The sequence below is a fragment of the Nonomuraea wenchangensis genome (assembly GCF_900111685.1).
Lineage (GTDB): Bacteria > Actinomycetota > Actinomycetes > Streptosporangiales > Streptosporangiaceae > Nonomuraea > Nonomuraea wenchangensis.
Genome location: NZ_FOHX01000010.1, coordinates 122,193 through 144,134, shown reverse-complemented (window position 1 = coordinate 144,134; position 21,942 = coordinate 122,193). Strand labels below are relative to the sequence as shown.

The window sequence follows — 21,942 nt, the reverse complement described above, 5'->3', positions numbered from 1 at the left end:
CCTATGGCTTGCGCCCCACCCCGCCGACGAAGGTGTGGTAGGTGATGCCGAGATCAGGGTCGTACCCCTCGTCCGGCCGCCACTCCGGCAGCGGCACGAGGCCGGGCTCCAGCAGCTCCAGGCCGTCGAAGTAGGCCAGCAGCTCCTCGCGGGTGCGCCAGCGGCCGGTGCCGAGATGCTCGTTGAACAGCTTCTCGGCCTCGGCCGCCTGCGCGGCGACCTCGGGGTGGGCCGCGCCCGGGTTGTGGAAGTGGGAGATGACCACGTGGCTGCCGGAGGCGAGCGGCGCCACCAGGCGGGCCACGATGCCGGCCGGGTCCTCCTCGTCGGCCAGGTGGTGCAGCAGCCCGAACATCAGCAGCGCCACCGGCCGGTCGAAGTCGATGAGGGCGCGCGTGCGCGGGTCGGCGAGGATGCTCTCCGGCTCGCGGGCGTCGGCGTGCACGACGGCGGTCGTGTCGTCGTCGGCGAGCAGCGCCCCGCCGTGGACCTGCACCATCGGGTCGTGGTCGACGTAGACGACGTGCGTGCCCGGCGCGACCTCCTGGGCGATCTCGTGCACGTTGCCCTGCGTGGGCAGGCCCGAGCCGACGTCGAGGAACTGCCGGATGCCGGCCTCGCCCGCGAGGTGGCGGACCGTGCGCCGCAGGAACGCCCGGTTGGCCCTGGCGGCCTGTGGCGCGTCCGGCGCGATCTTCAGCGCCAGCTCGGCGACCTGCCGGTCGGCGGCGTAGTTGTCGGTGCCGCCGAGCATGAAGTCGTAGACGCGCGACACGCTCGGCCTGCTGGTGTCTATCCCCTGTGGTGCGCTTTCCTGCTCGCTCTCGGGCATCGCCGGCTCCTTGGGATACGGGGGGATTACGCCGGTGATCTTAACCGGTCACCAGCCGTCGAGGTGGAGAACGTCGTCAAGCGGCTGCCTGCGGGCCGGCTTGAACGCCTCGCCCGTGTAGTAGGCCGTGGGGATGAGCGCGCCCTGCCGGACCTCGGACGGGATGCCGAGCAGCTCGGCGATCTCGGTCTCGTACACCAGGTGCAGGCTCGTCCAGGCGGTGCCGAGGCCGCGGGCGCGGGCGGCCAGCATGTAGCTCCACGCGGCCGGCAGCAGCGAGCCCCAGAGCCCGGCCTGGTTGCCCTCGGGCAGCCTGGGCGCCTCGATGCAGGGGATCACCAGGACCGGGACGTCGCCCATGTGCTCGCCCAGGTGGGCGGCGCTGTCGGAGACCCGCCGCTGCACCTCCGCCCGCTCCGGGTCGTCCTGGAACAGGGCGCCGGCCGAGGATTTCGAGGCGAGGTAGGCGCGGGTGGCCCGGCCGTAGTAGTCACCGATCGCCTTGCGCCGCTCCGGGTCGGTGACCACGACCCAGTGCCAGCCCTGGGCGTTGCCGCCGGTCGGGGCCTGCAAGGCGATCTCCAGGCACTCGCGGACGAGTTCCATCGGCACGGGCCTGGTCAGGTCGAGGCGCTTGCGGACGCTGCGGGTGGTGGTGAGCAGCTCGTCGGGTGTCATGGCCCCATCATGCCAACCCGCCACCCGCGCGCCCGGGAGGCTCAGGCGGCGCCGAGCCAGAGGTCGGGGCCGAAGACCTCGTAGTGGATGTCCTTCGGCGCCACGCCCGCCCTGATGAGGTCGCCGCGGACCGCCCGCATGAACGGCACCGGCCCGCACATGTAGACCTGCGCGCCTTCGGGGATCCGCACGCCGGCCAGGTCCATCAGGCCGGTACGGGCGCCTTCGGGGGCGTCCCGCTCGTACCAGAGGACCTGCTCGGCGCCGGCCGCGGCGGCGAGGCGGGTCATGTCCGCGCGCAGCGGGTGGCTCGTCACGTCCCGGTCGGCGTGCAGGAGCAGCACCTGGCGGGGGTCGCCGGTGCGGGCCAGGTGGCCGAGCATGGCGGTGATCGGGGTGCAGCCGATGCCGGCCGAGACGAGCACGAGCGGGGCGTCGCCGTCGCGCAGCGCGACGTCGCCGAACGGCGCGGACAGGGTCAGCTCGTCGCCCTCGGCGACGGTGGCGTGCAGCAGGGCGGAGACCTCGCCGTCGGCGACGCGCTTGACCGTGACGCGGCGCAGGCCGTCGTCCTCCTCGCCGGAGAGGGTGTACTGGCGGAGCTGGTGGACGCCGTCGGGCATGCGGACGCGGATGCTCACGTACTGGCCGGGCAGGGCGGGCGGGACGGGCTCGTCGCCGAGCGGGCGCAGCAGCAGGGACACGGCGTCCGGGGTCTCCTCGCGCCGCTCCACGACCTGCCAGGTGCGCCAGGTGCGGCCGCCCTCGGCGCCGGCGGCGGCGTACACGCGGGACTCGATCGCGATGAGCGCGCCGGCCATGAGCCAGTAGACCTCGTCCCAGGCGGCGGCCACGTCGGGGGTGACGGCGTCGCCGAGGACCTCCGCGATCGCGCCGAACAGGTATTTGTGGACGATGACGTACTGGTCCTCGGTGACGCCGACGGCGGCGTGCTTGTGCGCGATGCGCGACAGCATCATGTCGGGGCGCTCGTCCGGGTGTTCCAGGAGCATGGTCGCGAAGGCGGCGATGGAGCCGGCCAGGGCGCGCCGCTGCTCGCCGCTGCGCTGGTTGCCGCGGTTGAACAGGCCGTCGAGCAGCTCGGGGCGGTCGGCGAACATCGTGTCGTAGAACCGCGCGGTGATGGTGTCGAGCTGGGCCGCGACGACGGGCAGCGTCGCGCGGACGACGGCCGCGCTCTCCTCGGACAGCATGGATGAACCCCCAGATTCTTAATTGGTATCTGGGATTCATATTATTTGGCCGGAAGGGCGGCCCTTTCCCCGGGGGGCGCGAGGGACAGCAGCACCGGCCCGGTCGGCGCCTCGACCAGCGAGGCGACGGTGACGCCGTCGAGCGCGGCGTAGAACGCCTCCCGGGCCTCGCGCAGCGCGCCGCGCAGCCGGCAGGCGGCCCGCAGCGGGCAGGGCACGGCGTCCTCGCACCCCACCACGTCGTCGCCGCCCTCCAGCGCGCGCACGATGCCGCCGACCGTCGCGGCGCGCCCGCCCGCGGCGAGCTGCATCCCGCCGCCCCGCCCCCGCCTGGCCTCGACCAGCCCCAGCTCACTCAGCCTGGCGACGGCCTTGGCCGCGTGGGTGTACGGGACGGCGAGCACATCGGCCACGGCCCGCGTGGTCAGCAGCTCGTCGGCGTCCGCCACGGCCAGCCGCATCACGATGCGCAGGGAGATGTCGGTGAAGGCGGTCAGGCGCATACGTCCACGGTATGCCGCCCGGCCGCCTTCCCGGGCCGCCTTCCCGGGCCGCCTTCCCGGGCCGCCTTCTCAGGTCACCGTTCTAGACCCCGCCGAGCACCGCCATGGCGGGCAGCGGGCGGTCGGCGAAGTCGAAGAGCGCCTGGTTCTCCCAGGCGTTGCCGGAGGACGGGTCGGCCGGGTCCCAGCCGTTGCCCGGCACCCCGGTCCAGGTCGCCTCCCAGGTGAACAGGCCGAGGCCGAGACCGTTCGGGACCTGCCTGACGATGTCGGCGACCTTCGCCAGCATCGCCGCCTGCCCCTGCGGCGTGGACCGGTAGCCGGGGTACGGCTCGGGCGAGACGATGAGGTTCTCCCAGCCGTCGTCGTCGGCCGTGGTGAAGGGATAGCCGGTCTCCACCACGACGATCGGCTTGCCGTAGCGGGTGGCGACGTCGTTGAGGTTGGCCTGGAAGCCCTCCAGCGTCCCGTGCCAGTACGGGTAGTACGACACCCCGATGACGTCGTGCCTGATGCCGTACGCGGCGGCGTTGTCGAACCACCACCGGTACAACCCGTTGTCGCCGCCGTTGGCCAGGTGCAGCACGACCTTGGCCGCGGGCGAGACCCGCTTGACGGCGTCGTAGCCGGCGTTCAGCAGCGCGGCGGTGTTCGCCCAGTTCGCGTTGGAGCCGTCGGGCCAGAGCAGGCCGCCGTTGATCTCGTTGCCGACCTGGACCATGTCGGCGGGGGTGCCCTGGCGGCGCAGCGCGTCGAGCACGTCGTAGGTGTGGTCGGCGACGGCCTGCCGGAGCCGGTCGAAGCTCAGCGACTCCCACGCCGCCGGCTTGTACTGCTTGCCGGGGTCGGCCCAGGTGTCGGAGTAGTGGAAGTCGACGAGCAGCTTCAGCCCCTGGGCCTTGGCGCGCTTGGCGACGGGGAGCACCCTGGCCTTGGTGTTGTAGCCGTCGGCCGGGTTCACCCAGACCTTGAGCCGGATGAAGTTGAGCCCCGCCTGGGACAGGACGCGCAGGGCGTCGGCGCGGCGGCCGAGCGCGTCGCGGTAGACGCCGCCGAGCGCCTCGGACTTGGCCAGGCTGGAGACGTCGGCGCCGCGGATCGCCAGGCGCGTTCCGGGGCCGTGCGCCTGTTCCGCCTGGGCGGGCTGGGCCGCCAGTGAGGCGGCGGTGAGTAACAGCAGGGACAGGACGGTCAGGATGCGCCTCATGCGCGTTCTCCTTCGGTTCGGGGGGTTTCCTCGACGACCGTGACGGCGCCGGCCGCGACGGTGACCCGGCCGTCGCAGCGCACGCCGTCGAACACGCTGACGCCGGTCACCCCCTCGACCGTCACCGGCTCGTCGCCGTGGTTGACGAGGAACACGTGGCGGCCCCGGCGGACCAGCTCCAGGTGCTCGGGCAGGCCGCGCGGCCGTGACACGCCCGCGTGGTCGAGCACTGGGCCGAGCAGGTCCCGCAGCGCCCGCCCGCCGACGGGGGCGGTGGCGAGATACCAGGCGGTGCCCGCGCCGAGGTCGTGCCGGGTGAAGGCCGGGTGGCCGGCGTCGGGGCCGGCGGCGAAGGCGCGCACGGTGACCGCCCCCGCCGGGCGCACCCGCTCCGACCAGATCCGCCCCGGCAGGGCCTCCGTCCCGGCCGCGTCCGGCTCGGCGGCCAGGAGGACGGTCTCGTCCTGCCGCAGCGGGTGGAACTCCTCGACCGAGAGGCCGAGCAGCTCGCGCAGCGCGCCCGGGTGGGGGCCGGGGTGGATGGCGTCGTGCTCGTCCACGATGCCGGAGAAGTACGACACCAGCAGGTGCCCGCCCGCCTCGACGTACCGGTGCAGGTTCTTGGCGCCGGCCTCGGTCAGCAGGTACGCGCTGGGCGCCACCACCACCCGATACCCCGAAATATCAGCAGAAGGGTGGACGAAGTCCACGGTGACGTGCTCCCGCCACAACGCCTCGTAGAAGGCGTCCATCCGCTCGCGGAAGGACAGGTCCACCGACGGCCGCCAGTCCAGCTCCAGCGCCCAGTACGACTCCCAGTCCCAGACCAGCGCCACCTCGGCCCGCACCCGGCTTCCCCGCACCCCGGCCAGCCGCCGCAGGTCGGCGCCCAGCCGGACCACCTCGCGCCACTGCCCGGAGTCGGTCCCGGCGTGCGGCACCAGCCCCGAGTGGAACTTCTCGGCCCCGAACCTGGAGGCCCGCCACTGGAAGAACAGCACGCTGTCGGAGCCGCGCGCCACGTGGGCGAGGCTGTTGCGGCGCATCTCGCCGGGCCGCTTGGCGAGGTTGCGCGGCTGCCAGTTGACCGCCCCGGCCGAGTGCTCCATGAGCATCCAGGGCGCGCCGCCGGCCACCGAGCGGGCGAGGTCGGCGGACATCGCCAGGTCGATGTGGTTGTCGGGCTGCTCGGCCCGCAGGTAGTGGTCGTTGGCCACCACGTCGAGCTCGCGGGCCCACTGCCAGAGGTCGGTGGACTTGCAGTTGACGGTGCCGGCGAAGTTCGTGGTGACGGGCAGGTGCGGGGTGAGCTCGCGCAGGATGTCGCGCTGGAGCGCGTAGTGCTCGCGGTGCTGGCCGTCGCTGAAGCGGGCGTAGTCCAGGCGCTGGGCGGGGTTGACGACCGTGTGGTTGAAGCGCGGGGCGTCGATCTGCGACCAGTCGGTGTAGGTCTGGCCCCAGAAGGTGGTCCCCCAGGCGTCGTTCAGCGCGGAGAGGTCCTGGTAGGTCGCCCGCAGCCACCCCCGCCAGGCGGCCACGCTGTGCTCGCAGTAGCACTCGCCGAGCGGCGCCCCGTACTCGTTGTGCACGTGCCACATGGCCACGGCCGGATGGTCGCGGTAGTGCTCGCCCAGCGCCCGCACCAGCCGGGCGGTCGCCTCACGGAAGGCCGGCGCGCTGGAGCAGGCGCTCTGCCGCCCGCCGAACCCGATCCGCACGCCGTCCCTGGTCACCGGCAGCACGTCGGGGTGCGCGGCGACGAACCAGGCGGGCGGCGCGGCCGTCGGGGTGGCGAGGTCCACGGCGACGCCGGCCGCGTGCAGCCGGTCGAGGATCTCGTCCAGCCAGCCGAAGTCGTAACGTCCCTCGGCCGGCTCCATCAGCGCCCACGAGAACATGCCCAGGCTGACCAGGTTGACCCCGGCCTCCCGCATGAGGGCCGCGTCCTCCTCCAGGACCTCGCGCGGCCACTGCTCTGGGTTGTAGTCCCCGCCGAAGGCGAGGCCGGCAGGACGCTCCGGATACATCCATCCCCCTTGGAAATCTTCTGTGAACGTGCACAGTAATCCCTCCCCACGCCGTTGGGAACAGCCCGGGGACGGATCAGGGATTTTTCGCGGGTTAACGAGAACGTAACGCCTCTTGACGGGCATTTCGGCGCTGCTCCACTCTGTGCACGTTCACAGAACCTTACGGAGGTACGCATGCGCGCCAACCGTCTCGGAGCAGCGCTGGCCGTCGCGCTCACGGCCACCCTCGCCGCCTGCGGGTCCGGCGAGCCCACCCCCCAGAGCTCCGCGGCGCCGCAAAGCTCCGCCCCCGCGGCCCAGGGACCGGTCAAGCTCACCTACTGGACCTGGGCCCCCAACATGGACAAGATCGTGGACGTCTGGAACAAGGCGCACCCCGACATCCAGGTCACGGTCAGCAAGCAGGCCGGCGGCGACGACGCGGCCGCCAAGTACCTCACCGCCGCCAAGGCCGGCAACCCGCCCGACCTGGTCCAGGCCGAGTACCAGCACCTTCCCTCGTTCATCGCCGCCGACGCGGTGGCCGACATCAAGGCCGAGACCGCCGCGATCCAGGGCGAGTTCACCGAGGGCCTGTGGCGCCTGGTCACGCTCGGCACCGAGGGCGTCTACGGCATCCCGCAGGACAGCGGCCCGATGATGCTCTTCTACCGCCAGGACCTGTTCGACAAGTACGGCATCGAGGTCCCGAAGACCTGGCAGGAGTACGCCGACGCGGCCCGCGCCGTGCGCAAGAAGGACCCGAAGGTCCACCTCGGCACGTTCTCCAGCAAGGACCCGGGAGCGTTCACAGGCTACGCCCAGCAGGCCGGCGCCCAGTGGTGGTCGATCGAGGGCGAGTCCTGGAAGGTGAACATCGCCGACGAGCCCACCAGGAAGGTCGCCGACTACTGGAGCGGCCTGGTGAAGGAGGGCGCTATCGACGACATGCCGTACTTCACCCCCGAGTGGAACAAGGCGCTCAACGACGGCAAGCTGCTCACCTGGCCGTCCGCCGTCTGGGCGCCGGGCGTGCTGTCGAGCAACGCGCCCAAGGCCAAGGGCAAGTGGGCCGCCGCACCGCTCCCCCAGTGGAACGCCGGCGAGAACGTCAGCGGCTTCTGGGGCGGCTCGTCCACCGCCGTGTCGGCCAAGACCCCGAACAAGGCCGCCGCCGCGCAGTTCGCCACCTGGCTCAACACCGACCCCGCCGCGATCGAGCTGCTGGTCGAGGAGGCCGCGATCTACCCGGCCGCCACCAAGGCCCAGTCGGCGCTCGGCGAGGCCCCCGAGTACTTCGCCAACCAGCCCGACTTCTGGCAGCAGGCCGCCGCCGTCTCCGCCGGCGCCCGCGGCTTCACCTTCGGCCCGAACGTCGGCGTGACGTACAACGCCTTCAAGGACGCCTTCGACAAGGCCGTCCAGAACAAGTCGTCCTTCGCCGAGGCCGTGCAGTCCATGCAGGACACCACGGTCGCCGACATGCGCAAGGCCGGCTTCCAGATCGCCCAATGAACCAGGGACGAAGGAGCGCCTGGCCGTACCTCTTCCTGACCCCGGCGGTCGTGCTGTTCACGCTCTTCCTCGCCGTGCCCATCGGCTACACGGTCTACCTGGCGACGCGCCGGACCAAGGTGTCGGGGCTCGGGCTCGGGAAGGGGGCGCGACGGGAGGTGTTCGTCGGCTTCGACAACTTCTCCGCCGCGCTCGCCGACGCCGAGCTGTGGCAGGGCTGGCTGCGGGTGCTCGGGTACGGCGCGTTCGTGCTGGTCGTCATGCTCGGCCTCGCGCTGCTGTTCGCGCTGCTGCTGGACTCGGCGCGGGTGCGGCTGGCGCGGTTCTCCCGGATCGCGATCTTCCTGCCGTACGCGGTGCCGGGGGTGGCCGCCACCCTGCTGTGGGGGTTCCTCTACCTGCCCTCGCTCAGCCCGATCCGCTCCGTGCTCGACGCCGACCTGCTCGGGCCCACCACCGTCACGTACTCCATGGCGAACGTGGCGGTGTGGGGCGGCACCGGCTTCAACATGCTCGTGCTCTACACCACGCTCCGGGCCATCCCGCGCGACCTGTACGAGGCCGCCCGGCTCGACGGCGCCTCGGAGCTCCAGATCGCCCTCCGGGTCAAGATCCCGATCCTGACCCCGGCGATCATCCTCACCACGGTGTTCTCGATCATCGCCACCGTCCAGGTGTTCACCGAGCCCACCACGCTGCGCCCGCTGACCAACACGATCAGCTCCACCTGGAGCCCGCTCATGAAGGTCTACCGGGACGCCTTCGTCACCGGCGACCTCTACTCGGCCGCCGCCACCTCGATCGTCATCGCGGCGGTCTCGCTCGTCCTGTCGTTCGGGTTCCTGCGCGTGGTCCGCAACCACGCCTTCGGGGAGGGCTGATGGCCGGGATCACCGCCGCCACCTCGCACCGCCGCCGCTCGCGCGGCCCGGCCGGCCGCGGGTCGTGGGGCATCGCGCCGACCGCGCTGCTGCTCCTCGGGGCGGTCTACTGCCTGTTCCCGGTGTTCTGGGTGTTCATCGCGGCCACCAAGTCGCCGGGCGAGCTGTTCAGCACCTCGACGCTGGCGTTCGGCACGGGCTTCCTCGACAACGTCGAGCAGCTCTTCGCCTACCGCGACGGCGTGTTCTGGCTGTGGGCGGGCAACACGCTGCTCTACGCGGGCGGCGGGGCGCTGCTGTCCACCGCGGTCTCGGCGATCTCCGGGTACGCGCTGGCGAAGTACCGCTTCCCCGGCCGGAACGTGATCTTCAACATCCTCATCGGCGGCATCCTGGTGCCCGCCGTGGTGCTGGCCATCCCGCAGTACCTGCTGTTCAGCAAGTTCGGGCTGGCGGACACGTACTGGGCGGTGCTGCTGCCGCAGATCCTGCACCCGTACAGCATCTATCTGGCCCGCATCTACGCCTCGGCGGCCATCCCCGACTCGCTGCTGGAGGCGGGCCGGATCGACGGGGCGGGCGAGGGCCGGCTGATGGCGCGGGTGGCGATGCCGCTCATGGTGCCCGGCATGGTGACGATCTTCCTGTTCCAGTTCGTGGCGATCTGGAACAACTTCCTGCTGCCGTTCATCATGCTGGGCGACGACGGCAAGTTCCCGCTCACGGTCGGCCTCTACACGCTGCTCATGGCGGGGGCCAACCAGCCCGCGCTCTACAACCTGATCCTCACCGGGGCGTTCCTGTCGATCGTGCCGCTGATCGCGCTGTTCCTCACGATGCAGCGATACTGGAGGACCGATCTGTCCTCCGGAGCCGTGAAATGAAACGCCCTACGATCCACGATGTGGCCGCGGCCGCGGGCGTGTCCCGCGGCACGGTCTCCCGCCTGCTCAACGGGGACAAGTACGTCAGCCCCGCGGCGCGCGTGGCCATCGAGCGGGCGATCTCCGAGACCGGCTACGTCGTCAACCGCGCCGCGAGGAGCCTGGTCACCCAGCGCACCGGCTCGGTGGTGATGGTGCTGTCGGAGCCGCACGAGAAGCTGTTCGAGGACCCCAACTACAGCACGCTGATCCGGGTCGCGATCAGGATGCTGGCCGAGCGGGACCTGTCGCTGGTGATGATGATGGCCGGCGACGAGGGCGACCGCGAGCGGGTGGTCCGCTACGTGCGCGGCGGCCACGCCGACGGGGTGCTGCTGGTCTCCACGCACGCGGGCGACCCGCTGGTGGAGGCCCTGGGCTCCGGCGGGCCGCCCGCGGTGTCGGTCGGCGCGGTCATCGGCCACGAGAACGTCATCCCGTACGCGGCCGCGGACGAGCGCATGGGCGCCCGGCAGATGACTGAATACTTCGTCCGCCAGGGCCGGCGCAGGATCGCGATGATCACCGGGCCGATGGACACGCCGGGCGGCATCCAGCGCCTGGAGGGCTTCGCCGAGGTGCTGGGCCGCAAGGCCACCCAGCGGCTCATCGCGCACGGCGACTGGACGCAGGCGAGCGGCGAGCGGGCGATGCGCGAGCTGCTGGAGCGCTCCCCCGACCTCGACGCCGTCTTCGTCGCCTCCGACCTGATGGCGGCCGGGGCCCTCGCGGCGCTGCGCGCGGCCGGGCGGCGGGTGCCGGACGACGTGGCGGTGGGCGGGTTCGACGACTCGGCGGTGGCGGTCTCGACGCATCCGCCGCTGACCACGATCCGCCAGCCGCTCGCGAAGATGGCGCAGGAGACGATGCGGCTGCTGTTCGCGCTGCTGGACGGGGCCGGTCCCGTCGAGCCCGTGGTGCTGCCGACCGAGCTGGTGGTACGGGAGTCCGCCTGATCGGGATAAATGGCAGAAAGTCGGGATCTTCCGGGGTCCGGCGTCGTACGATCATCCGCAACGTCCCCCGTGACGTCGCAGGCAGGAGGAGCCGACGGTGGCCGAGAGCGAGCAGGAGCGCGCGCCGCGCGGGATCGACACGACGAGACCCAGCGTCTCGCGCGTCTACGACTTCATGCTCGGCGGCAAGGACAACTACGAGGCCGACCGGATGGCGGCGCGGCGGGCGCTGGAGGTCGCGCCGGACGCGCCCCAGGCGGCGCGGGCCAACCGCGAGTTCCTGGGCCGGGTGGTGCGCTTCCTCGCCGGCGAGGCCGGCATCCGGCAGTTCCTCGACATCGGCTCCGGCCTGCCCACCCAGGGCAACGTGCACGAGATCGCCCAGTCGGTCGCGCCCGGCACGCACGTCGTCTACGTCGACCACGACCCGATCGTGCTCGTCCACGGCCGGGCCCTGCTGGCCGTGGACGACACCACCACCGTGGTCGAGGCCGACCTGCTCCACCCCGAGGCGATCCTGCACAATCCCGAGGTCCGGCGGCTGATCGACTTCGACCGGCCGGTGGCGCTGCTGCTGCTGGGCATCCTGCACCACCTGGCCGACCACGAGGACCCCGGCGGCATCACCCGGCGGCTGATGGACCGCCTCGTGCCCGGCAGCTACCTCGCCGTCTCCCACTTCCACAACCCGGGGCCGGAGCTGCCCGAGGTGTCGCGGCAGGCGTACTCGGCGGAGAAGATCTTCAACGAGACGATGGGCACCGGGCGGTGGCGCACCCGCGCGGAGATCCTCGCCTACTTCGACGGGCTGGACCTGCTGGAGCCCGGCCTCGTGCCACTGCCGGAGTGGCGGCCGGACGAGGGCGACCACGCCATGCCCGGCATCACCTACCACACGTTCGTGGGCGGGGTGGCCCGCAAGCCGGAGCTGTGACGGCTCAGAGCGCCCCGGCGTAGACCCAGCGCCCGTCCAGCCGGACGAACCGGCTGTGCTCCTCCATCTCGCCCGGCCGCCCGCGCTCCACGTAGTGGGCGCGGAAGCGGACCGTGCCCTCGGTGTGCACGACGCTGCCGCCCGTGGCCTCCAGGACCTCCAGCCGGGTCCAGCGCAGCCGCTTGTCGAGGTCGAGCCGGGCCGGGCGGCCGGCCGGATGCCAGGTGCGCAGCAGGTAGGCCGCGTCGCCCACGGCGAACGCGCTGAAACGCGAGCGCATGAGCTGCTCGGCGGTGGCCGCCGCCGTCTCGCCGCGGTGCAGCCGGCCGCAGCAGTCGTCGTAGGGGGCGGGCAGGCCGCAGGGGCACGGTCGGGCGGGCATGCGCCCTATTGTGCACCCAGCCGGCCGGCCAGGGCGGTCAGGGTCGCGCCGAGCGGGGCGTCCACGAGCAGCGCGGCGTCGGCGTCGCCGCCGGTCGGGCCCTGGTTGACGATCGCGATCGGGACGCCGCGCGCCGCCGCCCGCCGCACGAACCGCAGCCCCGACCTGATCGCCAGCGAGGAGCCGAGCACGAGCAGCGCGCGGGCGCTCTCCACGACGGCGAAGCACTCCTCGACGCGCGGGCGCGGAACGTTCTCGCCGAAGAACACCACGTCCGGCTTGAGCAGGCCGCCGCAGCCGGTGCAGTCGACCACGCGGAACCCGGCGACCTGCTCGTCCGTGAGCACCGCGTCGCCGTCAGGGTTGATCACGTCGCTGGTGGCCGCCCAGCCGGGATTGGCCTCGCGCAGCCGGCGGTCCAGCTCGGCGCGCGGCGTGCGCTCGCGGCAGCTCAGGCACATCACCCGGTCGAGGCCGCCGTGCAGCTCGATCACCCGGTCCGCGCCGGCCGCCTGGTGCAGGCCGTCGACGTTCTGGGTGACGATGCCACTGACCAGGCCGTGCCGCTCCAGCGCGGCCACGGCGCGGTGCCCGGCGTTGGGCCTGGCCAGGCCGATCTGCCGCCAGCCGACGTGGCTGCGCGCCCAGTAACGCCGCCGCGCCTCCTGGCTGGCGACGAAACGCTGGTAGGTCATCGGTTCGGCCCGCCGCGCCTGCCCGGTCGGTCCCCGGTAGTCGGGGATGCCCGACTCGGTGGACAGCCCGGCGCCGCTCAGCACCGCCACCCCGCCCCGGCCGACCAGCGCGTCCAGCTCGTCGAGACCGCCGGGTGACGCCTCCATGGTGCCGCCTAGTGTCACGCCTTCCATGGTGCCCGACGCGGCGCCGTGCCCGGTCACCCCCTCCCCGCCAACGCGGTGCCGTGCCCCGGTCACTTCCTCCCCGCCCTACCGCAGGACGCCGGCCGCGGCGAGCTCGGCCGTCAGGCGGCGGCGGGCGGGCTCGGCCAGGTGGTCGAGGGCGTGCGGGTCGGCGGCCAGGCGGCTGACCGGGGCGACCAGGAGGTGGTGCAGCCGGATCGACCGGCCGGAACGCAGGTTGACGGCGAACGTCCCCGGCCCCCGCCCGTCGGGCCCCGCGCCCGCGACCACCTCCGTGCAGGGGTCCCAGGCCGCGCCCGGCGGGCCGGGGGCGGCGGGCCCGGCGACGGAGCAGGCCGCCAGCCGCCCGGCCGGCACGCCCGGCAGCCGCTCCAGCCACCGCCGCAGGAGGATCGTGACCTCGTCCTGCGACATGCCGCCCGGCGCGTCGAACTCCGTCCACCGGGCCAGGTCGTGGCCCGCCCTGGGCGGGCGCCGCAGCACGCCGCCCGCCGTCCAGGGCGCGCGCACCGCCATCCGGTACGGCCGGACCCCCGCCGGCCGTACCCCCGCGAGCCCGCCCGCCAGCAGCTCCGCCGACTCCTCCGCCGCCTCGGCGGTGACGCCGGGCGCGCCCACCGCCAGCTCGCCCGTCACCGGCACGCCCGGCGGCAGCGCGGCCCGCAGGCGGCGCAGGTCGGCGGCCCCGCCGGTGAGGCCGGTGGCCACGCCCAGGAAGTCGACGCGGGTGAGCATCAGCGTCAGCCCCCGGCACCGGGCCAGCGCCTCCCCCGGGAGCGCCGCCGCCCGCGCCACGTCCAGCCGCCCCGCCCACGGCGCCCCGCCCCCGGGCACCGGCCGGGTCCCCACGATCCACCGCACCGGCTCGACGCCCCCGCGTCCCGAGCCGGTCGCCTCCCCTCCGTCGCGTCCGCACCAGGGCGGTCTGATCAGCTGGTCGGGTGACCAGCCGCCCCACCTCACCCCGGCCAGCTCCGGGATCCGCCGCAGCGCCCCCCGGTGCTCGGCGACGTGCCGCCCGCACAGGGTCACGCCCTCCCCCAGGGCGGCGACCAGCGCGAACGCGGCCGGGAGCTGGTCGGCGCGGTCGATCAGGACGTGCGCCCGCCGCCCGCGCGTCACCTCCCTGGCCAGCTCGATCTCGGGCGCGAACAGCTCGCACCTGCGGGCCGCGCCGAGCAGGTCGCGGCTGCTCTCCTCGCTGCCCTCGGTGAGCTCCAGAGCGTCCACGGCGAGCCGGACGGCCGGATCCGCGGCCAGGCCCAGCGCGGCGCCGACGGCACGTACGTGGGCGTCGTCGTACGCCCCCCGCGCCAGGATGGCGGCCGCGGCCCGCCCGATCAGCGCGGTGAGCGGCCCTCCTGGCCGCCGGTCGGCGGCGGCCCGCAGCCGGGCGGGGTCGGCGAGCCGCCGGACGAGATGCTCGTTGAGGTCGAGGAGCGCCGTCCCGGCGGGCGGCGCCACCACGGTGGTGAAGTCCGCCAGCGGAGGCACGACGAGCACGTCGGGCACGTCCATCAGGCGCGTTCCTCCGTCCGGGGACGGGGGCACGGGCCGGCGCCGGGACGCCCGGCGGGCCGCAGGTAGACGCAGCGCAGCACGGCGGCGAAGCGCAGCCCGCCCTCGCGCAGCCAGCAGTCGTCGGGCCCCGGCAGGGCCTCGGTGAGCGTGAGCCGGTCGCCGGCGGTCCCGGCCAGGGCGGCCAGTTCGGCGATGAGTGAGGGGGCGCGGGTGTCGACGTAGAGGGGGTGCCGGTCGGCGGGGCCGGCGGCGGCGAAGAAGGTGCGGGGCAGGTCGTGCGTCTCGCGCAGCCTGGCCATGGCGAGCAGCAGGTCGCGCTCGCCCGAGCCCGAGGCGTGCCGCAGCGGCTCGGACGCGGCCCGCCCGAGCTGCCAGCGCCGCCGTGCGAGCACGACGTTCCCCCAGGTGAGGCGGGGCAGGGCGGGCAGGCGGGGCAGGACGGGCGGGCGGAGCCCGGGCAGCGCGAGCGCGGTGCGCAGGGCGCTGCCCGGCCCGCCGTTGTGGAACATCAGCGTCTCGCCGGTGCCTTTGGCGCGCAGCACGGCCCGGTGGCCGTCGCTGTGGACGTAGAGGTCGCCGAGTCCGAGCCGGCGCCGCCGGGGGCCGGCCGTCGCGCCGCCGTGCTCCAGGACGGGGCCGGGCAGTTCGAGCGGGGGCAGGCCGTCGGCGCGGGGCGAGACGACGTTGAGCGCGGTGAAGCCGTCGAGCACGCGGGCCACGGCGGCGTCCCGCTCGGCGACGAGCGCGGCGCCGTCGCGGACGGGCGGCGGCTCCCACGGGCCGAGCCGGGGCGCGTCGTGGAGCGCGTCGATGACCAGCGGGGTGACGCCCCCCTCGTACGCCTCCAGCGACGCCGCCGCCACCATGACGTCGGCCGCGCAGAGCACGGGCGCGCCCGGCGGCACGGGCGCGCCGGCCACCGCGGCCAGGTCGAGTACGGCGGCGCCGGGCGGCGCGGCGCGGACGAGCCCGGCGATCCGGTCCCCGTGGCACACCTCAAGATCGCCGGCCGCGCCCAGCGCCTCGGTCAGCGCGAACGTGCCGGCGCCGAGCCGCGCGGCGAGCAGCCGGTTGGTGCGCAGCCTGGTCAGCTCGGCCTCCTCGGCGAGCAGGGCCAGCGCGGCGGGCACGCGTTCGCGCAGGTCAGCGGCGAGCGGCCCGCCGGCGGTGAGGCGGAGGGTGCCGGCGGCGGCCTCGTGCACGATGAGGCGTTCGTCGCGCCCGGCCCGCTGCCCGATGCCGGCGAGGGCCTCGATGCGGCTCTGCACGGCCAGCTTCACCTCGGGCGCGGCGGCGGGGTAGTGCTCCAGCAGGCCGGCGATCTCGCGGACGCGCCGTGCGACGGGCAGGTCGGCGCTCCCGGCGGCGCGGGGGCCGGCGAGCGCGGGCCGCGGCTGCTGCGCGGGCACGCCGCGGGCGGCCACGAGGCCGCGTTCCTGCACGGCGGGCGCGTCGTCGCCGGGCAGCCGCGCCAGCAGCCAGCCGACCGGGTCGGGGACGGTGGCGGGCGGGCAGAGGTCGTGGGTGAGCAGCCCGCGGCGCACCGCGACGGCGAGCGCGGCCGAGGCCCGTTCCATGCTGATGCCGCAGTCGGCGGCGATCTCGGCGACGGTGCGGCGGCCGTCGCAGCGGGCGGCGAAGGCGGCGGCGTCGCTCGGGGGCGCCACGCCGGCGCGCAGGCGGGGCACGAGCCCGGCGACGACGGCGGGGTCGGCGAGGAGACGCTGCTGGAGCGCCTCGCCGACACGGGCGGCGGGGTAGGCGTGGCGGCTGCTGAGCTCGCGGTATCCGGCCCAGGTATAGCCGCTGGGGAGGGCGGGCTCGACGCGGGTGGCGCCGATGGGGGCGTGGAAGCCGGTCGGGGCGGCCCGGGTGGCCAGCCGCTGCACGTGGGTGGCGAGCCTGGCGGGGTCGGCGGGGCCGCGCCGCAGCTCACGGTAGGCGGCGGGGGCGGAGCAGACGAGGGCGTCGAGGAAGCGCTCGTCGGAGGCGACGCCGGCGACGGCCGCCCTGGCCAGCGCGGTGTCGGCGGCGACCACCTCGGCGAGGGCGAGCCTGGCCTCCTCCAGCAGGCCGGTGACGTGGTTCCAGTCGGCGAGCCAGTCCTCGGGGCCCGGGGTGCCGGGCGGCAGGGGGCGCAGGCGGCGCAGGCGGCCGCGGAGCCCGCGCGGCAGCCGGGAGGCGCCCGTCCGGCCGGCGTGCGGGCCGGACGGACGGGCCTCGCGGCGGGCCGGTGCGCCGGCGAGCAGGCCGAGGGCCCGCGTCTCCAGCAGGGCGACGGCGGCCGCGGTCTCCGCGGCCCTGGGACAGGCCAGGGATTGGACGAGCTCCCAGGGGAACCCGGCGGTCCTGACGACCGCGGCCGGCAACAGGGTCCACTCGCGGTCTTGCAACGTGCCGGGTTCGCCCATGTACACGTTCCCCTTTCTCAGGGTTATTTTTCGGAATGCGGTAACACAGATATTTACAAGATCATTTACTTCTGTCAATGTGTTCCGTGATGAGAAATCGTCACACTCGGCTAACCCTCCGCACCGGATAAATCCTCATCAAACCCGACATATCACTTCATGCGAGTCACGGACGTTTACTTTCCGTAGTCGTGGGCATATCAGGGCTGCACAACCCGCCCATGACGGCGGTGCCAGCGGCGGATAATTTCTTATAGGAATGGCGGGTAATTGTCCGCGCCCGGCCCGGTCCCGTTGTTTTCCGCACCCGCCGAGCCGGGCACGACTCACCGGGACGGGGGAACGACGGCGCGGAATGAGGGACGGCCGTGGCGAATGGCGGTGAACGGCGGCGTGTGGGCCCTTCCCTTTCGACGCCGGTGTTCCTGGGGGCGCTCGTCTGCGTCACCATGGCGCTGATCGCCCTCGACACGTTCACCGGGACGGCGGTGCGCCTGCTGCCGCTGCTGGTCTTCCTGCCCTCGATCGTGGCGGGGCTCGGCAACCTGCGGCAGACCGCGTTCGCGTCCGCGTGGGTGGTGCTGGCGATGGTAGGCACGCTCGCCTACCTGGGGGCCGACCTGGGCGACAACCTGCTCGCCGCGGGGTTCGCGGCGCTGTTCGGCGTGGCGGCCATGATCAGCTGCCGCTACCGGGTGCACCGCGAGGAGGAGGTCTACCGGCTGCGCTCGGCCGCGGCGGCGCTCCAGCGGCAGATCGTCCGCCCGCTCCCCCTGCGCAGCGGCGACGTCGTCGTGGACGGCCTCTACCAGCCGGTCGAGGAGGACGCGATGGTGGGCGGCGACATGTACGAGGTGGCCGCCTCCCCCCACGGCACCCGCCTGCTCATCGCCGACGTCCAGGGCAAGGGCCTGCCGGCGATCGGCACCGCGCTCGCCGTGCTCGGGGCCTTCCGCGAGGCCGCCTACCGCGAGCCCACCCTGATCGGGGTGGTGGAGGCGATGGAGTCGGCGGTGACCCGGCACAATCTGGGCGCCGGCCGCGGCGGCGAGCCCCACCGCCTGGTGACCGCCCTGGTGCTGGACATCCGCCGCGGCCCCGTGGTGGAGGCGGTCAACTGCGGGCACATCGCCCCGTACATCATCCAGGACGGGCGGGCCTACCAGGCCGGGCTCGGCGAGCCCGCGGTGCCGCTCGGCCTGGCCGACCTGGCTCCCGGCCCGCGTGCCGTCGCCTGGTTCGCCTTCCCCACCGGGGCGACCATGCTGCTGTGCACCGACGGCGTCACCGAGGCCCGCGACAGCGAGGGCTCGTTCTACCCGCTGGCCGCGCGGCTGCGCACGTGGGCCAGGCATCCGCCCCGCCGCCTGGCCGAGACGGTCGGCGCGGACGTGCGTCGCTTCACCGGCGCGCCGCCGCGCGACGACATCGCGATCCTGACCCTGACCAGGACCCCCAGACCCTCATGAACCACTGCGGCAAGTAGCGCGTATCTCCACACATCGGACACGTGGTGTTCCATGGAGGTGTCGTGGAGCTCAGCCTGCTGCGTACACAGGCGCACAGCCCTTCGTACTTCTCACTGTTGCGCGGCTCCGCCGGAGAGCGCGCACCGGTGGACTTCTGCATACCGTGCAACCCGTACTTCCCGACGCCCGAGATCTTCGAGCACCTCGGGAGGAATCTGGAGACGATACTCAAGTTCTACCCGAGCGACGCCGCCACGATCACCGCCGAGCTGTGCGCCACGCTGGGGCTGCACCCTCAGACGGTCGCCATGGGCAACGGCTCCACGGAGCTGATCACCTGGATCGACCACCTGCTGGTGCGCGAGAGCCTGGCGGTGCCGATCCCGACCTTCGGCCGGTGGACCGACCAGCCGCTGGAGACCGGCAAGCGGGTGGACATGTATCCGCTGCTGGAGAGCCGCAACTTCGCCCTCGACGTGGCCGACTACGTCTCGTTCGTCCGCACCCGCGGCTCGCGCGTGGCGGTGATCTGCAACCCCAACAACCCCGACGGCGGCTATCTGCCCAAGCACGAGGTCGTCCGGCTGATGGACGAGCTCATCGACCTCGACCTGGTGATCATCGACGAGTCGTTCGGCGAGTTCGTGGACGCCGAGCCGTACCCGGGCGTGGCGGCAGAGGCGGCGGTGCGGCCCAACGTGATCGTGCTGCGCAGCCTGGGCAAGAACTTCGGCCTGCACGGCATCCGCTTCGGCTACATGGTCGCCAACCCGGCGCTGGCGGGGCGGGTGCGCGACGCGCTGCCCAAGTGGAACCTCAACTCCTTCGCCGAGGTCATGGTGTTCCTGATGAAGCAGTTCGGCGCCGAGTACCAGGAGAGCCTGCGACGCCTCTCCAGCGACCGGCGGGCGATGTTCCAGCAGCTCAGCACCATGCCGGGGCTGTCGGTGTACGCCTCGCAGGGCAACTTCCTGCTGGTCAAGCTGCCGCCGGGGCACGACGGGGTGCCGCTGCGCGACCACCTGCTGACCGAGCACGGCGTGTACGTCCGCGAGTGCGGCAACAAGCTCGGCACCACCAGCCAGTTCCTGCGCCTGGTGGTGCGCCCCCAGGAGGACGTACGGCGGCTGCTCATCGGCATGACCCAGTTCCTGTACTCGGGCAGCCTGCACGAGATCCCGGTGATCGGCCTGCACCACCGGCACGCGAACCCCCTGTCCGCCTGAGCGCTGGGGCGTAGGGCGTACGGTACGCTGTACGCCGAACACGGAGCACCCGGGACGATGTACGCTGTCCCGGCTAACTCCTTACGCCCTAAGCAATCTCGCCGACAAAGGGGTCCCGTGGTTCCCACGCACCGCCACGACCACACCGCCGCCGACGGCCACGACCTCATCCAGGTCCGTGGCGCCCGGGAGAACAACCTCAAGGACGTCTCCCTCGACATCCCCAAGCGCCGGCTCACCGTCTTCACCGGGGTGTCCGGCTCGGGCAAGTCCTCGCTCGTCTTCGACACCATCGCCGCCGAGTCGCGGCGGCTCATCGACGAGACCTACAGCGCGTTCGTGCAGGGCTTCATGCCGAGCCAGGCCCGCCCTGACGTGGACGCCCTGCACAACCTGAGCGCCGCGATCATCGTCGACCAGGAGCGCATGGGCGCCAACGCCCGCTCCACCGTGGGCACCGCCACCGACGCGCACACCATGCTGCGCATCATCTTCAGCCGCGTCGGCGTCCCCCACGTCGGCTCCGCCTCCGCCTTCAGCTTCAACCTGGCCGAGGGCATGTGCCCGGCCTGCGAGGGCCTCGGCAAGGCCTCGGAGATCGACGTGGACGCGCTGGTCGACAGGGAGCTGTCGCTGAACGAGGGCGCCGTCAAGGTCCCCGGCCACGCGGTGGACAGCTGGCTCTGGCAGGTCCTGGCCGCCTCCGGCCTCTACGACCCCGCCGTCAAGCTGAAGGACTTCACCCCGCAGCAGTGGGAGGACCTGCTCCACAAACCCCCCACCAAGATCAAGTACGGCTCCAACTCCTTCACCTACGAAGGGCTCGCCGTCCGGGTCCGGCGCTCCTACCTCGGCAAGGACCGCGAGTCGATGCAGCCGGCCGCCCGCGCCTTCGCCGACCGCGCGCTCAAGCTGACCACCTGCCCCGACTGCGGCGGCTCCCGGCTCAACGAGGCGGCCCGCTCGGCCAGGATCGCCGGGCGCAACATCGCCGAGTGCTCGGCCATGCAGGTCGACGACCTCGCCGAGTTCGTCCGCGGCCTCTCCGCCGAGGCCGTCGGCCCGGTGCTGGACGGCCTGCTCGCCACGCTCGACTCGCTGACCGGCATCGGCCTCGGCTACCTCAGCCTGGACCGCGAGTCGGCGACCCTGTCGGGCGGCGAGGCGCAGCGGGTCAAGATGGTGCGCCATCTCAACTCCAGCCTCACCGACGTCACGTACGTCTTCGACGAGCCCACCGCCGGGCTGCACCCGCACGACGTCCAGCGGATGAACGACCTGCTGCTGCGGCTGCGCGACAAGGGCAACACGGTGCTGGTCGTCGAGCACAAGCCGGAGACGATCGCCATCGCCGACCACGTCGTGGACCTCGGGCCGGCCGCGGGCGCCGGCGGCGGGCAGGTCTGCTACACGGGCGACCTCGACGGGCTGCGCGCCTCCGGCACGCTCACCGGCCGCTACCTCGGCCACCGGGCGAAGCTGCGCGAGCGGCCCCGCACGCCCTCCGGCCACCTGCGGATCGAGGGCGCGAGCCTGCACAACCTGCGCGACGTCACGGTGGACGTGCCGCTCGGCGTGCTGACCGTGATCACCGGCGTGGCCGGGTCGGGCAAGAGCTCGCTCATCCACGGCTACGTCGCCGGCCGCGAGGGCGTGGTCGTGGCCGACCAGTCGCCGATCCGCGGCTCGCGCCGCAGCAACCCGGCCACCTACACCGGCCTGCTCGACCCGATCAGGGCCGCCTTCGCCAAGGCCAACGGGGTCAAGCCGGGCCTGTTCAGCGCCAACTCCGAAGGCGCCTGCCCGGCGTGCAAGGGCATCGGCCTCATCTACACCGACCTGCAGATGATGGCCGAGGTCGCGTCGGTGTGCGAGAAGTGCGAGGGGCGGCGCTTCACGCCGGAGGTGCTGACGTACACGCTGCGCGGCAAGAACATCAGCGACGTGCTCGGCATGCCCGTGGCCGAGGCCGCCGGGTTCTTCACCACCGGGCAGGCCAAGGGGATCCTGGAGCGGATGTCCGCCGTGGGCCTCGGCTACCTCGGGCTGGGGCAGCCGCTGACCACGCTGTCCGGCGGCGAGCGGCAGCGGCTCAAGCTGGCCATCCACATGGCGCGGGGCGGGACGACGTACGTGCTGGACGAGCCCACCACCGGCCTGCACCTGGCCGACGTGGACCAGCTGCTCGGGCTGCTGGACCGGCTGGTCGAGGACGGCAACTCGGTGATCGTCATCGAGCACCACCAGGCCGTGATGGCGCACGCCGACCGGATCATCGACCTCGGTCCAGGCGCGGGTCACGACGGCGGCCGGGTGGTCTTCACCGGCACCCCGGCCGAGCTGGTCGCGGATGGCGAGACGCTCACGGCCCGGCACCTGCGGCAGTACGTGGCCGGCTGA

General features: G+C 73.3%; 18 protein-coding genes. 8 read left to right on the top strand and 10 right to left on the bottom strand.

Translation table 11 applies throughout. From position 1 onward, the window contains the following. Window position 1: 1 nt before the first annotated feature. From BMW85_RS28605 to BMW85_RS28580, 6 genes are all read right to left on the bottom strand, one after another. On the bottom strand, window positions 2–832 hold the full coding sequence (locus tag BMW85_RS28605) for an SAM-dependent methyltransferase (RefSeq protein WP_091087419.1): 831 nt from the start codon (window positions 830–832) through the stop codon (window positions 2–4). 48 nt (window positions 833–880) lie between these two features. Continuing rightward, on the bottom strand, window positions 881–1,510 hold the full coding sequence (locus BMW85_RS28600) for a nitroreductase family protein (RefSeq protein ID WP_091087417.1): 630 nt from the start codon (window positions 1,508–1,510) through the stop codon (window positions 881–883). A gap of 41 nt (window positions 1,511–1,551) precedes the next feature. Continuing rightward, window positions 1,552–2,724 carry a globin domain-containing protein gene (locus tag BMW85_RS28595; RefSeq protein ID WP_091087415.1) on the bottom strand — a complete coding sequence of 391 codons (1,173 nt, stop codon included), beginning with the start codon at window positions 2,722–2,724 and terminating at the stop codon, window positions 1,552–1,554. A gap of 41 nt (window positions 2,725–2,765) precedes the next feature. Continuing rightward, a complete protein-coding gene (locus BMW85_RS28590; protein ID WP_091087413.1) occupies window positions 2,766–3,227 on the bottom strand; it encodes an RrF2 family transcriptional regulator in 462 nt (153 codons plus the stop codon). Window positions 3,228–3,309: 82 nt separating this feature from the next. After that, on the bottom strand, window positions 3,310–4,434 hold the full coding sequence (locus tag BMW85_RS28585; RefSeq protein WP_091087410.1) for a glycoside hydrolase family 53 protein: 1,125 nt from the start codon (window positions 4,432–4,434) through the stop codon (window positions 3,310–3,312). Then, window positions 4,431–6,461, bottom strand: a complete 2,031-nt coding sequence (locus tag BMW85_RS28580) for a beta-galactosidase (protein WP_091087407.1) — start codon at window positions 6,459–6,461, stop codon at window positions 4,431–4,433. Before BMW85_RS28580 ends, BMW85_RS28585 begins: the two co-directional genes overlap by 4 nt. A gap of 177 nt (window positions 6,462–6,638) precedes the next feature. On the opposite strand from BMW85_RS28580, the gene BMW85_RS28575 reads away from it, so the two are divergent. The 5 genes from BMW85_RS28575 to BMW85_RS28555 all read left to right on the top strand — a co-directional run bounded on the left by BMW85_RS28575 (window position 6,639) and on the right by BMW85_RS28555 (window position 11,652). After that, window positions 6,639–7,958 (top strand): ABC transporter substrate-binding protein, encoded by a 1,320-nt coding sequence (locus BMW85_RS28575; protein ID WP_091087406.1) that lies wholly within the window; start codon window positions 6,639–6,641, stop codon window positions 7,956–7,958. After that, the gene (locus BMW85_RS28570) at window positions 7,955–8,839 is read left to right on the top strand and encodes a carbohydrate ABC transporter permease (protein WP_091087403.1); all 885 of its coding nucleotides are present in this window, start codon (window positions 7,955–7,957) and stop codon (window positions 8,837–8,839) included. Before BMW85_RS28575 ends, BMW85_RS28570 begins: the two co-directional genes overlap by 4 nt. Further along, window positions 8,839–9,723, top strand: coding sequence for a carbohydrate ABC transporter permease (locus BMW85_RS28565; RefSeq protein WP_091087402.1), 885 nt, complete (start codon window positions 8,839–8,841; stop codon window positions 9,721–9,723). Before BMW85_RS28570 ends, BMW85_RS28565 begins: the two co-directional genes overlap by 1 nt. Window positions 9,724–9,743: 20 nt before the next feature. Continuing rightward, complete coding sequence (locus tag BMW85_RS28560) at window positions 9,744–10,718, top strand: LacI family DNA-binding transcriptional regulator (protein ID WP_218155961.1); 975 nt, start codon at window positions 9,744–9,746, stop codon at window positions 10,716–10,718. A 97-nt stretch (window positions 10,719–10,815) separates the two neighbouring features. Continuing rightward, window positions 10,816–11,652 (top strand): SAM-dependent methyltransferase, encoded by an 837-nt coding sequence (locus BMW85_RS28555; RefSeq protein ID WP_091087398.1) that lies wholly within the window; start codon window positions 10,816–10,818, stop codon window positions 11,650–11,652. A gap of 4 nt (window positions 11,653–11,656) precedes the next feature. Here BMW85_RS28555 and BMW85_RS28550 read toward each other — a convergent pair whose 3' ends face one another. The 4 genes from BMW85_RS28550 to BMW85_RS52070 all read right to left on the bottom strand — a co-directional run bounded on the left by BMW85_RS28550 (window position 11,657) and on the right by BMW85_RS52070 (window position 16,847). Continuing rightward, on the bottom strand, window positions 11,657–12,034 hold the full coding sequence (locus BMW85_RS28550) for a YchJ family protein (protein ID WP_091087395.1): 378 nt from the start codon (window positions 12,032–12,034) through the stop codon (window positions 11,657–11,659). Window positions 12,035–12,039: 5 nt separating this feature from the next. After that, on the bottom strand, window positions 12,040–12,903 hold the full coding sequence (locus BMW85_RS28545; protein WP_397032041.1) for an NAD-dependent protein deacetylase: 864 nt from the start codon (window positions 12,901–12,903) through the stop codon (window positions 12,040–12,042). A 78-nt stretch (window positions 12,904–12,981) separates the two neighbouring features. Continuing rightward, the gene (locus BMW85_RS28540; RefSeq protein WP_091087392.1) at window positions 12,982–14,433 is read right to left on the bottom strand and encodes a hypothetical protein; all 1,452 of its coding nucleotides are present in this window, start codon (window positions 14,431–14,433) and stop codon (window positions 12,982–12,984) included. Continuing rightward, entirely contained in the window at window positions 14,433–16,847 is a 2,415-nt protein-coding gene (locus tag BMW85_RS52070) for a lantibiotic dehydratase (RefSeq protein WP_091087389.1), read from the bottom strand. The genes BMW85_RS28540 and BMW85_RS52070 overlap by 1 nt, the downstream gene beginning before the upstream one ends. A gap of 395 nt (window positions 16,848–17,242) precedes the next feature. Between BMW85_RS52070 and BMW85_RS28530 the strand changes: the two genes are divergently transcribed. The 3 genes from BMW85_RS28530 to BMW85_RS28520 all read left to right on the top strand — a co-directional run bounded on the left by BMW85_RS28530 (window position 17,243) and on the right by BMW85_RS28520 (window position 21,942). Continuing rightward, complete coding sequence (locus tag BMW85_RS28530) at window positions 17,243–18,316, top strand: PP2C family protein-serine/threonine phosphatase (protein WP_091087386.1); 1,074 nt, start codon at window positions 17,243–17,245, stop codon at window positions 18,314–18,316. Window positions 18,317–18,378: 62 nt separating this feature from the next. Continuing rightward, entirely contained in the window at window positions 18,379–19,542 is a 1,164-nt protein-coding gene (locus tag BMW85_RS28525; RefSeq protein ID WP_177240928.1) for a pyridoxal phosphate-dependent aminotransferase, read from the top strand. Window positions 19,543–19,659: 117 nt separating this feature from the next. Then, window positions 19,660–21,942: an ATP-binding cassette domain-containing protein gene (locus tag BMW85_RS28520; protein WP_091087381.1), complete on the top strand. Its 2,283-nt coding sequence runs from the start codon at window positions 19,660–19,662 to the stop codon at window positions 21,940–21,942.